We start from the raw sequence: 13,852 nt of genomic DNA on the forward strand, positions 1-13,852 counted from the left end.
GCACGGGGAGGGAAAGACGACACGGGGAGGGAAACGCGCACCTGGGCGCACGGGCGCACCTGGGCGCACTGGAGCACCGGGGTGCCCGGGGCGCCCAGGCGCCCAGACCCAGGCGCCGGGGCTCAGGCGATGCCGCCGCCGTCGACGACGAGGGCGGAACCGCGACGCTCATCCCGAGAACGCAGAAACCACCAAGTTGATGGTGGTGGCGAGGATCACGGTCCCGAACAAGTACGACAGCATGGTGTGCCGGAGCACGACGGCGCGGATCGCGCGGCTTGAGACCGTGGTATCGGAGACCTGGTAAGTCATGCCGAGGTTGTAGCTGAAATAGAAGAAGTCCTGGAACGACGGCGTCGCGCTGTTGTTGAAGTCGATGCCGCCGTTCTCCGCGAAGAAGACCCGGGCGTAACGGCTCGCGTACATCAGATGCAGGCTCGCCCAGGCGAGGAACGCGCCGAGGAACGCAAGCAGCGACTTCAGCGCGTGCGCAGAGCCACTGCCGAACAGCAGCAGCACCACGATGCTGATCAGCCCGGCGATCGCAAATCCCACCACAGCGATCTCGTCCGTCCGCGCATGCGCGGCGTCCCGCTGCGAGGTGCTCGCTGTCGCGGCGGAGTCCATGCGCCAGAGCAGGATCCAGCCGATCACCACGAAGAGCGCCTCGGTGGCCACCACCCCGAGCAGAAGCCCGAGGCCGGGATCGGTCAGCGCGCCGAATGCGATGCCGATCACGAGGCCGATCGCCACGGACAGCGCGAGCCGCGTCGCAGCGCCCGCAAGCGCAGGCGACGTGCCGGTGCTATTCACAGTCCTCGCTCCGATCTCCTCCATGGACGACGTGCTGTCAGGATATGGCCCGCGCAGGCTGGCTCGAATCCCTCGTACTCCACGCACGGTCGACTGGTCTGCCGAGGCGCACGGTCGGGCCTACGCTCGAGGGGTGAGCCTGCTCGTGACCGTCCCCACCGCCGAACTCGCCGCTGACATCGCCGCCCAGGGCCCGCTGCCCGACGGCGTGGAGGTCCAGGTCTGGGACATGACCGCACCCCCACCCGCGCCTCGGATCGACATCGTCGTGCCGTCGTACCTCGGCCGGCAGCGTTTCTCCGCGCTGGACGGCGTCGAGGTGGGCCTCGTGCAGGGGCAGATGATCGGCTACGAGGCCGTGATCGACAAGGTGCCCGCGGGCGTGCCGTTCGCGAACGCCGCCAGCGTGCACGAGCCGGCGACCGCCGAGCTCGCCCTCGCGCTGACCCTCGCGGCGCAGCGCGAGCTGCCGCGGTTCGTGCGCGCCCAGGACGCGGGTGTGTGGGACCGGGCGTTCACCTCGAGCCTCGCGGATCGCCGCGTGCTGCTGGTCGGCATCGGCGGCGTCGGAAAGGCCGTGGCCCGACGTCTCGCCGGGTTCGAGACCTCGATCACCGCGGTCGCGCAGACCGCCCGCACCGAGCATGTCGAGGGCGTCGGCGAGATCGCCGTGCACGCGCTCGCCGACCTGCCCGCGCTCCTGCCCGACGCGGAGATCGTCATCCTGTCGCTGCCGGGCGGATCCGCCACGCACCAGCTGTTCGACGCGGACATGCTGGCACGTATGGCCGACGGAGCGCTGCTCGTCAACGTCGGCCGCGGCACACTCGTCGACACGGACGCCCTGGTCGCCGAGAACGGCCGGATTCGCGCAGCCCTGGACGTCATGGATCCGGAGCCGCTGCCCGAGGGCCACCCACTGTGGACCACCCCCGGCGTGCTGTTCACCCCGCACGTCGGCGGTGCCTCGACCGCGATGAACCCGCGTATCGCTGCGCTGGTGCGCACCCAGATCGACCGCATGCTCGCCGGCGAGGAGCCGGCGAACCTCATCCCCCGGTGACATGGCGGCACACTCCCGCTCGAACCGATTCGATCCGCGCGTTTCCGGGATCCGCCGCCCTCCCGGTACCCTGATCGCATGGCCGAGATCGAGCAGCAGTCCGCCCCCGGATCCGAGTGGTGGCGCACCGCCGTCATCTATCAGATCTACCCGCGCTCCTTCGCCGACGCGAACGGCGACGGCATCGGCGATCTGCCCGGTATCACCTCCCGGCTGGATGCGCTGCAGGAGCTCGGCGTCGACGCGATCTGGCTGAGCCCGTTCATGCCGAGTCCGCAGAAAGATGCGGGCTACGACGTCTCGGACTACCGCGGAGTGGATCCGCTGTTCGGCACGCTCGAGGACTTCGACGCGATGCTCGCCGCAGCGCACGCCCGCAGCATCCGCGTGATCGTCGACCTCGTGCCGAACCACTCSTCCGACCAGCACCGCTGGTTCCAGGAGGCGCTGAAGGCCGCCCCGGGCAGCCCCGAGCGCGCCCGCTACATCTTCCGCGACGGCAAGGGCGAGCACGGCGAGCTGCCGCCCAACAACTGGCAGAGCGTGTTCGGCGGCGGCATGTGGACCCGCGTGACCGAGGCCGACGGCACCCCCGGCCAGTGGTACCTGCACATCTTCGACACCAGCCAGCCCGACTTCGACTGGACGAACGAGGAGGTGCGCGAGGAGTTCCGCGGCGTGCTGCGGTTCTGGCTCGACCGCGGTGTCGACGGCTTCCGGGTGGATGTCGCGCACGGCATGATCAAGAAGGCGGGGCTGCCCGACTACACGCCCGACGAGGGCGCCGACTCCATGGGCGGCGACCAGGAGGACGTGCCGTACTGGGGCCAGCCCGGCGTGCACGAGATCTACCGCGACTGGCACGATGTGCTCGCCGCCTACGACGGCGACCGCGCCCTGTGCGCCGAGGCATGGATGCCCACGCTCGAGCAGATCGCGCTCTGGGTGCGCCCCGATGAGATGAACCAGGCGTTCAACTTCAACTACCTGATGACGCCGTGGAACGCCGACGAGCTGCGCACCGTGATCCGCGACTCCCTCGACGCGTTCGGCGCGGTCGGCGCGCCGAGCACCTGGGTGCTGTCCAACCACGACGTGGTGCGCCACGCCTCGCGCCTGGCGCTCACATGGGACAACCCGCAGGGCGACGGCATCGGTCCGCGGGACGAGCCCAAGCCCGGCCGCGCGGTCGGACTCGCCCGTGCCCGCGCCGCGAGCACGGTGATGCTGTCGCTGCCCGGATCCGCCTACCTGTACCAGGGCGAGGAGCTGGGCCTGCCGGAGGCCATGGAGATCCCCGACGAGTTCCGGCAGGATCCGACCTGGTTCCGCACGAGCGGCGAGCGCTACGGGCGCGACGGCTGCCGGGTGCCGCTGCCGTGGAGCGGCACCGCACCGTCGTACGGCTTCAACGACACCGGCGCTTCGTGGCTGCCGCAGCCGGCGGAGTGGGCGGAGCACGCGCGCGCCGCCGAGGAGGGCGATGACGGCTCCACGCTGGAGCTGTACAAGACGCTGCTCGGACTGCGCAATGAGCGCGGGCTCGGATCCGGATCCCTCGTGTGGGAGGACCTCGGATCCGACGCGGTCGCGTTCCGGCGCGGCGACCTGCACGTCGTGGCGAACCTCGGCGAGGCACCCCTGCCGCTCCCCGCGGGTGCCGCGGTCGTGGTGCACAGCGCACCGGGCTCCGGGACCGTGCTGCCGCCGAACGCGGCGGCCTGGTACACGATCGGCTGAGCCCGCTCCTTGCGGCGGACCGCCCTTATGGCACGCCCCTGTGGCCGACTCCGGAGCCGGCCCCGGGCCGTTCCCGACCGCGAGACTGCAACCCTGTTGCGAGACTGCACGATTGTCGCGCAGTCTCGCGACTCAGTTGCAGTCTCGCGGATGCGCGCTCCCGGCCTCGGTCACGGCGCCGCAGACCTGCACCCTCAGGCGGGCTCGACCGCGCCCATCGGCGGCTCGGCGGGGCCGACCGGCCCCGAGCCGATCGGGCCGACCTCGACGAGCACGCGGGAGCGGCGCCGGTGCGCCACCGCCGTGATGAGCTGCACCCCGAGCGTCACCGCGAGCACGATGCCCGACAGCAGCAGGAGCTGATCCGGCACGGCGCCCTCGGCGAGCGCGAGTCCGCCGAGCGCGCTGCCCAGCGCGCTGCCCAGCATCATGGCGCTGTTGTTGAGTGCGAGCACGAGGGCGGCGACCGCCGGCGGCACCATCGTGGCGAGCCTGGTCTGCGCCGCCACACCGGATCCGCCGTTGAAGAACGCGCAGACCAGGAACCAGGCGAGCCCGGCGACGGCGCCGGCGATGCCGGGCAGCATGAGCCCCGCCCAGCCGAGCAGCGCGGCGGCGAGTACGGTGGCGACGATGACGGTGAGCACGGCGACCGGACCCCGGCGGTCGGTCACGCGCCCGGAGACGATGTTGCCGACCAGGCTCACGATGCCGTAGCCGAACAGCGCGCCGATGATCGGGTACCCCTCGCCGATCCGCGGACCCAGGATGAGCGTGGCGTAGGTGAAGCAGAGATAGCTCGCGCACATGAGGCCCATCGGCACCAGCAGCACGGCCAGGATCGCCGGGCGCGTAAGAGGGCTCAGCGCCTGGCGCAGCGACAGCGGCGGCAGATGCAGCGGTTGCACCTTGATGAGGATCCCCACGAGCGCGGCGGCCCCGACGCCGACCACGAGGAACAGCGGGATCCGCCAGTCGGTCTGTCCGATCACCAGCCCGACGGGCACGCCGAGGGCGGTCGCGAACAGGAACCCGCCCATCACGAGCGAGAGTGCGCGGCCACGGTACTGCTCGGGAGTGCGCGCGATGACGTAGGAGCCGATCACGGCGTTCAGCAGCGCACCGCCGAGCGCGGAGATCACCCGGCCGCTCATCGCCCAGAAGTAGGTCGGTGCGAGCCCCACCATCAGGTTGCCGAGCACGAAGACGCCGAGGGACAGCACGATCGTCGCCTTGCGCTCCCACCGCCCGGTGAGTGCGCCGAGCACGGGCCCGGCGATCGCGCCGGTCGCCGCGAACACGCTCATGAGCTGACCGGCGGCGGCCGCGTCCACGTCGAGATCGGTCGCGATCTGAGGCAGCAGACCCGCCAGCACGTAGCCGTCGATCCCCATCGAGAAGGTCGCGACGGCGAGCCAGATCAGCGCTCCGGGCCGGAAGCCGGTGTCGTCAGCAGTCGTTCGCACCAGGTCATCCAATCAGAGCGGATCCGCTCCGCGCTCCCTTTTTGTGAGGATTCCGGACGAATCGTCGGATGCGCCGTCAGGGCACCACCTCGAACGCGGCTGCCAGCAGCGTCTCGTCGCGCGACGAGGGCCCCACCAGCAGCTCGAAGGCGCCGGGCTCGACCCGGCGGATCCCCGCGGCGTCGACGATCGTGCAGTCGGCGACCGGCAGTTCCAGCCGCACCCGGGCGGACTCCCCCGGCGCGAGCTGCACCTGGCGATACGCCTTGAGCTCCTTGTCGGTCCAGCTCGCGCTCGTGACGACGTCGCGCACGTACACCTGCACCGTCTCGCGCACCGGACGGGATCCGGTGTTGGCCACGGTGACGTCGGCGACGATCGTGTCGTCCGCACCGAGCGTCGACGACATCAGCTCGAGTGCGGAGTACTCCACGGTCGTGAACGAGAGCCCGTCGCCGAACGCCCAGGCAGGCGCCTGGGTGAGGTCGGCGTAGCGCGTGCCGTGCTGACCGCGGATCTGGTTGTAGTACGTCGGCTGCTGCCCGGCGTGCCGGGCGAAGGAGATCGGCAGGCGCCCGGACGGCTCGATGGCGCCGGTGATGAGCTCGGCGATCGCCGTGCCGCCTCGCATGCCGGGGTTCGCGGCCCAGAGCACGGCGGCGGCCTTCGCCGTCGAGGCGGGCAGCACGAGCGGCTTGGAGGCGAGGAGCACGACCACCACGGGCGTGCCCGTCGCGATCAGCGCGTCCAGCAGGGCGTTCTGGCCGCCCACGAGCTCCAGGGTCGCGGTGGAGCGTCCCTCGCCGACGAGCTCGATCCGATCCCCGACCACCGCCACCACGACGTCCGCGGCCTCCGCAGCCTGCACCGCCTCGGCGAGGAGGTCCGGATCAGGCGCGGCCGGCGCCACCACCGCCGGTCGGGGCTGCCCGTCCGGGAAGGTCGCGCCGAGCGGGTCCTCCGCGAGCGTGAGGATATCGGCGCCCTGCGCGTACCGCACGGCAAGGCCGTCGACGGCACGGAGACCGTCGAGCACGGTGGTGATCATCTCCCGCGGCTGGCCGTCGAGCCAGCCCGCCTGGCCGGATCCGCCGGCCCAGTCGCCGAGCTGCGTCTGCGCGTCGTCGGCGAGAGGGCCGATCACGGCGACGCGGACCGGATCCGCCGCCGCGGCCGCGGCCGCGGTCGCAGGGATCAGAGGCAGTACCCCGTCGTTCTCCAGCAGCACGAGAGAGCGGCGGGCCACCTCGAGGTTGAGGTCGGCGTGCGCGGCAGCGCCGATGACGGCGCCGAGGTTCTGCGCGGGCAGGCGGGGATCCTCGAAGAGTCCGAGGTCGAACTTCAGGGTCAGGATCCGCGCGACGGCGGCATCGAAGGCGTCGGGTGCGAGCATGCCGTTCTGCACGGCCTCGAGAGCACCCTCGTAGAAGCCCGGCGTGGTCATCACCATGTCGTTCCCGGCGCGCACCGCGGCCGCGGCGGCGTGCGCGTGGTCGGGCTGCACCTTCTGCTCCCACACCATCCGGCCGACGTTGTCCCAGTCCGTGATGAGCGTGCCCGTGTACCCCCACTCGCCGCGCAGCACGTCCGACAGCAGCCAGTCATTGACGGTGATCGGCACCCCGTCCATGCTCTGGTACCCGAGCATGAACGTCCGGCACCCCTCCCTGGCGACCCGCTCGAACGGCGGCAGGAACCAGGACCGGAGCTTGCGGCGCGAGATGTCCGCCTCGGACGCATCCCGCCCGCCCTGGGTCTCCGAGTACCCCGCGAAGTGCTTCGCCGTCGCCAGGATCGCCGTCGGATCCGAAAGCCCCGCCCCCTGATAACCGCGGACCATCGCGCTCGCGAGCTCGCCGATCAGGAACGGATCCTCGCCGAACGTTTCGCCCACCCTCCCCCAGCGCAGGTCCCGCGCGATGCACAGCACCGGGGAGAACGTCCAGTGGATCCCGGTCGCCGAGACCTCCACCGCCGTCGCCCGCGCCACCTGCTCCACCAGGGCCGGATCCCAGGTCGCGGCCATCCCCAGCTGCGTCGGATAGATGGTCGCGCCCTCCCAGAACGAGTGGCCGTGGATGCAGTCCTCCCCGACCAGCAGGGGGATTCGCAACCGCGTCTCGGCCGTCAGCCGGTTCGCCTCCAGGATCCGCTCGGGCGAGGTGTGCAGGATCGACCCGGCATGGCGTCGCAGCACGTGATCGTGCAGATCGTCGCGCGCATCCAGCTGCAGCATCTGACCCGCCTTCTCCTCCACCGACATCCGGCTGAGGAGATCCGCCACACGCGCGGCGGTGCTGAGTCGGGGGTCGCGGAAGGGCAGGGCGTCGCTCATGCGGTGGTGCTCTCTGGGTCGGCGGCTGCTCGGGCCGCGGGGAAGGAGGTCGGGGATGCGGTCGTGCGCACCGCGGTCACGGCGGCGTTCGCATCGATGCCGCGCTTCTTCAGGGCGCGGGCCCGCTCTCCGGCGGAACGCAGCCGCGGGTTCACATACTCGTCGATGCCGAAGTTGATCAGTGCGAGCGCGACGCCGAGCAGCGCGATGCAGAGGCCCGCCGGCACGTACCACCACCAGTAGTCGGGGAAGGCGCTGTTCTGCTGGGCCCAGAACAAGATGGTCCCCCAGTTCAGGTTCGATACCGGGATGACGCCGATGAAGGCGAGGGTCGTGAGGCCGAGCACCGCGGCGGTCATGGTGCCGACGAAGCTCGACGCGATGATCGCCATGAGGTTCGGCAGCATCTCGACCAGGATGATCCGGTGCAGCGGCTCGCCGTTCGCGCGCGCCGCCTGGATGAAGTCTCGGTTGCGCAGTGACATCGTCTGCGCCCGCAGCACCCGCGCTCCCCACGCCCAGCCGGTCAGTCCCAGCACCGCGGCGATGATCCACAGCGGCGGATCCTGGAATTGCGAGGCGATGATGATCATCAGCGGCAACCCCGGGAGCACGAGGAACACGTTCGACAGCGCGGACAGCGACTCGCTCTTCCAGCCGCGCAGATAGCCGGCGGTCACGCCGACCAGGATCGCCACCACGGTCGCCATGATCGTCGCGAGGAAGCCGACCACGAGCACGCCGCGCGTGCCGTAGACGAGCTGGCTGAACACGTCCTCGCCGATGTGCGTCGTGCCGAGCAGGTGCTGCCAGGACGGCGGCTGCAGCGTCGCGTCGAGGTGCTGCGCGGTCGGGCTGTACGGCGCGATCCACGGCGCGACGACCGCCACGAGCGTGAACACGCCGAGGATGATCAGGCCCGCGGCGGACTTGCGGTTGCCGAACATCGCCAGCGACGCCTTGAGCTGGGTCCAGAAGGTGCGCCGGGGCGCGGGACGCCGCTCGGCGGTGAGCAGAGCCGCGGTCTCGGGCGCGCCGGCGGCCGGCTGCGCGACCTCGGGGGGAACGGGAATCGACATGATCAGGCCTCCGTCTGCCGGGTGCGCGGGTCGAGGATGGCGTAGGCGATGTCGGCGATGATGTTCGCGACGAGCACTGCCATCACGAGCACCAGGAAGATGCCCTGCATGAGCGCGTAGTCCTTCGCGTTGGTCGCGCCGAGCAGCAGCAACCCGATGCCGGGATAGGAGAACACCATCTCCATGACGATTGTGCCGCCGACGATGAAGCCGAGCGACAGGGCGAAGCTCTGGATCTGCGGCAGCACCGCGTTGCGCGCCGCGTAGCGCCAGAGCACGCGTCGGTTCGGCATGCCCTTGGCCTGGGCGACGGTGATGTAGTCCTCGTCCAGCACGGTGAGCATCATGTTGCGCATCCCGAGCACCCAGCCGCCGAGCGAGGCGATCACGATCGTGATCACCGGCAGCGCGGCGTGCGAGAGCACCTGCCCGACGAACTCGGCGTTCCAGCCCGGATCCACGCCGACCTCGTAGGCGTGCCCGGCGGGGAACCAGCCCAGCACCGACGAGAACGCGGCGATGAAGATCAGGCCGAGCCAGAAGTAGGGGATCGTGCCGAGGAACGTCGTCACCGGCACGAGCACGTCCAGCCGGCCGCCGCGCCGCCATCCGATCACGGCGCCCAGCACGGTGCCGACCAGGAAGGAGACGATCGTGGCGAATCCGACCAGCCCCAGGGTCCAGGGCAGCGCGGCCGCGATCGCGTCCCCGACCGGGGCCATGCCTGTCGAGATGGAGACGCCGAGGTCGCCGCGCAGCAGCATGCCCCAGTAGTCGAGGTACTGCTGCCACAGCGGCACCGAGTGGTCCAGGCCGAACATGAGGCGCAGTGCCTTCTCGGCGTCGGGGGTGAGCTGGCCCTGGCTGCGCGCCATGTAGGCGTCCACCGCATCCCCCTTCATCAGTCGCGGGATGAAGAAGTTGATGGTGATCGCGGCCCAGGCCGTGAACAGGTAGAAGGCCGCCCTGCCGCCGATGAAGCGCCAGGGCACGCGCATGCGGCCTCGCTCGGCCCGGGTCGCGGTGGTGCCGACGAGCGTCGGATCCACCGGCTCGGGTGCGGCGGGCGACGCCTGGGTCGCGGGTGCGGACGTGTCGGCGCTCATCGCGCACCTCCCGTGGTCTGTGCCGCCCGGCGGCGGAAGAACTCCTCCGGATCGGGCGACGCGGCGCGCAGCTCCCGCGTGTACGGGTCGCGAGGGCGCAGGATGACGTCGTCCGCGGGCCCGCGCTCCACGACCCTGCCCTGGTTGAGCACCATGATCTCGTCGCTGAAGTGGCGCGCGGTCGCCAGGTCGTGGGTGATGTAGAGCACGCCGAGCCCCTCCTCGCGCTGCAGATCGGCGAGAAGGTTGAGCACTCCGAGGCGGATCGACACGTCCAGCATCGACACCGGCTCGTCGGCGACGAGCAGCGCGGGCCGCGAGGCGAGCGCCCGAGCGATGGCGACGCGCTGGCGCTGACCGCCGGAGAGCTCGTGCGGGCGCCGCTCCATCACGGCGTCCGGATCCAGCCGCACCCGCTCGAGCAGGCGGCGCACCTCGGCGTCGACCTGGTCGCGCGGGACGACGCGGTCCAGGCGCAGCGGGCGCTCCACGTGATGGCGGATCGAGTGGTACGGGTTCAGCGAGGCGAACGGATCCTGGAACACCATGCGCAGCTGCTGCCGGTAGGTGCGCAGGCCCTTGCCCCGCCGCGGGATCGGCGCCCCGTCGAGCAGCACGTCTCCGTGCGTGGGGGTCTCGAGCTGGGTGAGGATCTTGGCGATCGTGGACTTGCCGCTGCCGGACTGGCCGACCAGTCCGATCGTCTGGCGGGAGTTCAGGGTGAAGCTGACGTCGTCCAGGGCCTTCAACTGGCCGGAACCGCGGACGTTGTAGATCTTCGTGACGCCGCGGAACTCGAGCGTGGTCATCGCACCACCACCCCCCGCTCGCCGGTCAGGCGCGGGAACGAGCGCAGCAGATCGCGCGTGTACTCGTGCTGCGGATCCGTCCACAGCCGCTCGGCGTCGGCGAGCTCGACGATCTCGCCCTCGCGCATCACCGCGATGCGGTCGCTGATCTCCAGCAGCAGCGGCAGGTCGTGGGTGATGAAAACGACCGAGAAGCCGAACTCGTGGCGCAGCTGGGAGATCTGCTTCAGGATCTCGCGCTGCACCAGCACGTCGAGCGCGGTGGTGGGCTCGTCCATGACCATGAGCTGCGGCCGCAAGGCGAGCGCCATCGCGATCATCACGCGCTGACGCATGCCTCCGGACAGCTCGTGCGGGTAGGACCGGATCCGCTGGCCGCCGACCTTCACGATCTCGAGCAGGTCGATCACCTCCGCACGACGCTGCGCGCGGCTCATGCCTGGGCGGTGCACACGGAACACGTCGTCGAGCTGCGCGCCGATCGTCGCCACGGGGTTCAGGGCGTTCATCGCGCCCTGGAACACCATCGACACCTTGTCCCAGCGGAACCGGCGCATCTGCTCGGTGTCGAGGGCGTGCAGGTCGACGTCCGTGCCGTCGGCGTCGTGGAAGACCACGCTGCCGCCGGTGATCACAGCCGGCGGCTTGAGCAGCCGCTGCACGCCGTACGCGAGCGTGGTCTTGCCACTGCCGCTCTCGCCGGCGAGACCGACGATCTCACCGCGGCGGATGTCGATCGTGACGTTCTTCACCGCTCGGACGGGCGGATCCACGTCGTACACGACCGAGAAGTCGCGCACGGAGAGAAGGGTGTCTGTCATGAGGTTCCTCGTGTGGGGACGCCGGTCGTTGAGCGAGCCGCAGGCGAGACGAAACGCGGTGCCGTTCTCGAAGAACGTCACGACGTTTCGTCTCGCGGAGACCCGCACTGAGCGAGCGCAGCGAGTCGAAGTGTCGCTCAACGACCGATCAGTGCTACTTGCCGGCCGGCTTCAGCTTCATGATGACCTGGACGGCGGAGGGCTGCGTCGGGTCGGCGGTGGCGTACTGGTCCTTCTCGCTCGGCCAGCCCGTGAAGGTGCGGGTGTTGTACTCGCCCAGCTGCGGGTGCGTGCCGATCGGGATGGCGGGGACGTCCTCGACGAAGATCTTCTGGATCTTGTTGAGCGCTTCGGTGCGGGTGGCGTCGTCGGAGGCCTGCGCGTACTGCTTGAGCAGCGCGGTCGCCTCCGGGTTGTTGTAGCGGCCGAAGTTGTCCGAGACCTTGCCGTCGGCGGCCTGCTCCAGGTACGCCCCGTTCATGACGTCGTCATAGATGTGCCACGGGTTGGAGCCGGAGCCCGACCAGTGCAGCGCCGCGTCGAAGTTCCCGGTCGCCATGTTCGTGAACCAGGTGTCGGCGTCCGGCGTAGCCACCTTGGCGTCCGCGCCCAGCGTGCTCTTGATCTGCGTCGCCACGAGCTGGATCCCGGTGACGTAGTCGTTCCAGCCCTGCGGATCCTGCAGCGTGAACGAGACGGGGTTGCCGGAGGGATCGATCAGCGCGCCGTCCTTCCAGGTGTAGCCCGCGCCGGTGAGCACCTTCTTGGCGCCGTCGACGTCGATCGAGAAGGTCTTGTCCTTGTACTCGGGCGCGATGTACTGGTCGCCCGTGGGCTGCGGGATGCCGGTGACGCTGGTGAGCTCGGGGCCGGCGTTGCTGCGCGCCTTTTCTGCGTGCGCCTTGCGGTCGAYGACCATGTTCACGGCCTTGCGGAASGCSRSGTCGTTGAACGGCGCCTTSGTSGTGTTGACCASGAYCATGTCGGGGCTCAGCACGTTCGCGCCCCAGAACACGTTGTGCTTCGGATCCTTGTCGACGTAGTTCTTCTGATAGTCGGTGATGAAGATCTGCGCCCAGTCGGCCTCCTTGCTCTGCAGCGCGCGCAGGAGTCCCGTGTTGTCGTTGTACTCGAGGTACTTGAGCTGGCCGACCGGCACCTTGCCGCCCCAGTAATCGGTGCGCGCCTTCAGCACCACGCCCTGCGAGGAGAAGCTCTTGATCGTGTACGGGCCGGTGCCGACCGCGTCCTTGACCGGGTCCTTCGACGGGTCGGAGATCCCCTTCCACTGGTGCTCGGGGACGATGGCGACCTGCAGCACGTCGCCCTGCTTCACGAACTTCGACTCGCTGAAGGAGAGCACCACGTTCCCGCCGTCCTTCTTGACGTCGGCGAGCTTGAGGCCGGCCAGGTCGAGGGCCGGCGTGTTCTTGATCATCGTGTACGTGAAGACGATGTCGTCGGCGGTGAACGGCTTGCCGTCGCTCCACTTCACGTCGGCGCGCGGAGTGACGGTGAGCTGGGTGTAGTCGGCGTTCCACTCCACTTTGGAGGCCAGCCACGGCGTCGTCTCGTTCTTGCCGACGGGGTTCACGATCGCGAGGGGCTCGTAGATCATCCGGTCGTATCCGAGCGACATCCCCGAGCCGGTGGAGATGAACGGGTTGTTGGTCTGGGTCGACAGGATCGCGGCGCCGTCCGGCTTGGCGACGGTGAGCGAGCCGCCGCCGGACGCGCCGGCGGTGGAGCCCGACGAGCAGCCGGTCAGCGCGACGGCGCTGAGGGCCGCGATCGCCGAGACGACGAGCAGGGTCTTGGTGAGCCTCATTGCTTCTCCTTCTGGGGCACGGCCATCGTGCGCCCACCTGGTGCGGGGTCTCGCTTCCGGGGAACTTTACTTACTAGCGAGAAAGTAAGTAGAAGTGAGGTTACCGACGAGTAAGCTGGATGACAAGCGGCGAAGGGGACGAAATGGTCACGACGACGTCGGCGCGCGTGAAATCGCGGCCCGAGACCGAGCGCAAGCGCACCGAGATCCTGGACGCGGCGATCGAGATCTTCGGCGCGAAAGGATCCACCAACGGCACCCTCGCCGACATCGCCGAGCAGGTCGGCATGACGCACGCCGGGGTGCTGCACCATTTCGGGTCGAAGCAGAAGCTCCTGCTCGAAGTGCTCGACTACCGGGACAAGAGCGATGTCGCCCAGCTCGCCGATCAGCACATCCCCGACGGCCCCGAGCTGTTCCTGCACCTGGTGAAGACGGCGTTCGCGAACGAGCACCGTCCGGGCATCGTGCAGACCTACACCGTGCTGTCCAACGAGTCGGTGACGGACGGCCATCCCGCGCGCGGCTTCTTCGAGCACCGCTACGAGAAGCTCCGCACCGAGGTGTCCGCGGCGTTCCGCGAGCTGTGCACGCAGGAGGGCGTGACGGACACCGCCGCGATCGGCAAGGCCTCGGCGTCGATCCTCGCGGTCATGGACGGCCTGCAGCTGCAATGGCTGCTGGATCCCTCCGCCGTCGGGCTCGCCGAGACCAGCTCCTTCGCGATCCGGGCGATCGTGAACGGCGTGCTGCACCCCGGGCCCGCGCTGGAGACCTACGCGGGACGCTGAT

The 13,852-nt window shown here is 69.9% G+C and carries 11 protein-coding genes; 3 read left to right on the plus strand and 8 right to left on the minus strand.

What is annotated here, in order from left to right:
- Positions 1-168 precede the first annotated feature (168 nt).
- Complete coding sequence (locus AC1DMN_RS15500) at positions 169-813, minus strand: DUF1345 domain-containing protein (protein WP_477229777.1); 645 nt, start codon at positions 811-813, stop codon at positions 169-171.
- Positions 814-946: 133 nt separating this feature from the next.
- Here AC1DMN_RS15500 and AC1DMN_RS15505 point away from each other — a divergent pair, with 133 nt between their 5' ends.
- Together AC1DMN_RS15505 and AC1DMN_RS15510 are read left to right on the plus strand one after the other, a co-directional pair.
- Positions 947-1,876: an NAD(P)-dependent oxidoreductase gene (locus AC1DMN_RS15505; protein ID WP_477229778.1), complete on the plus strand. Its 930-nt coding sequence runs from the start codon at positions 947-949 to the stop codon at positions 1,874-1,876.
- A gap of 78 nt (positions 1,877-1,954) precedes the next feature.
- Positions 1,955-3,616 (plus strand): glycoside hydrolase family 13 protein, encoded by a 1,662-nt coding sequence (locus AC1DMN_RS15510; protein ID WP_477229779.1) that lies wholly within the window; start codon positions 1,955-1,957, stop codon positions 3,614-3,616.
- A gap of 194 nt (positions 3,617-3,810) precedes the next feature.
- Here the strand turns inward: AC1DMN_RS15510 and AC1DMN_RS15515 are convergent, their stop codons facing one another.
- From AC1DMN_RS15515 to AC1DMN_RS15545, 7 genes are all read right to left on the minus strand, one after another.
- On the minus strand, positions 3,811-5,082 hold the full coding sequence (locus AC1DMN_RS15515; RefSeq protein WP_441977405.1) for an MFS transporter: 1,272 nt from the start codon (positions 5,080-5,082) through the stop codon (positions 3,811-3,813).
- Between the two features lie 76 nt (positions 5,083-5,158).
- Positions 5,159-7,417: an exo-beta-d-1,3/1,6-glucosidase gene (locus AC1DMN_RS15520; RefSeq protein ID WP_441977406.1), complete on the minus strand. Its 2,259-nt coding sequence runs from the start codon at positions 7,415-7,417 to the stop codon at positions 5,159-5,161.
- On the minus strand, positions 7,414-8,496 hold the full coding sequence (locus AC1DMN_RS15525; RefSeq protein ID WP_477229780.1) for an ABC transporter permease: 1,083 nt from the start codon (positions 8,494-8,496) through the stop codon (positions 7,414-7,416). The genes AC1DMN_RS15520 and AC1DMN_RS15525 overlap by 4 nt, the downstream gene beginning before the upstream one ends.
- Positions 8,497-8,498: 2 nt before the next feature.
- Entirely contained in the window at positions 8,499-9,494 is a 996-nt protein-coding gene (locus AC1DMN_RS15530; RefSeq protein ID WP_477230349.1) for an ABC transporter permease, read from the minus strand.
- A gap of 104 nt (positions 9,495-9,598) precedes the next feature.
- Entirely contained in the window at positions 9,599-10,411 is an 813-nt protein-coding gene (locus tag AC1DMN_RS15535; protein ID WP_441977408.1) for an ABC transporter ATP-binding protein, read from the minus strand.
- Entirely contained in the window at positions 10,408-11,232 is an 825-nt protein-coding gene (locus AC1DMN_RS15540; RefSeq protein WP_441977409.1) for an ABC transporter ATP-binding protein, read from the minus strand. Before AC1DMN_RS15540 ends, AC1DMN_RS15535 begins: the two co-directional genes overlap by 4 nt.
- A 154-nt stretch (positions 11,233-11,386) precedes the next feature.
- Positions 11,387-13,060, minus strand: coding sequence for an ABC transporter substrate-binding protein (locus AC1DMN_RS15545; RefSeq protein ID WP_477384535.1), 1,674 nt, complete (start codon positions 13,058-13,060; stop codon positions 11,387-11,389).
- 143 nt (positions 13,061-13,203) lie between these two features.
- On the opposite strand from AC1DMN_RS15545, the gene AC1DMN_RS15550 reads away from it, so the two are divergent.
- On the plus strand, positions 13,204-13,851 hold the full coding sequence (locus AC1DMN_RS15550) for a TetR/AcrR family transcriptional regulator (protein WP_441977411.1): 648 nt from the start codon (positions 13,204-13,206) through the stop codon (positions 13,849-13,851).
- Position 13,852: the final 1 nt, after the last annotated feature.

This window comes from Microbacterium sp. 01T413_2 (assembly GCF_056398985.1).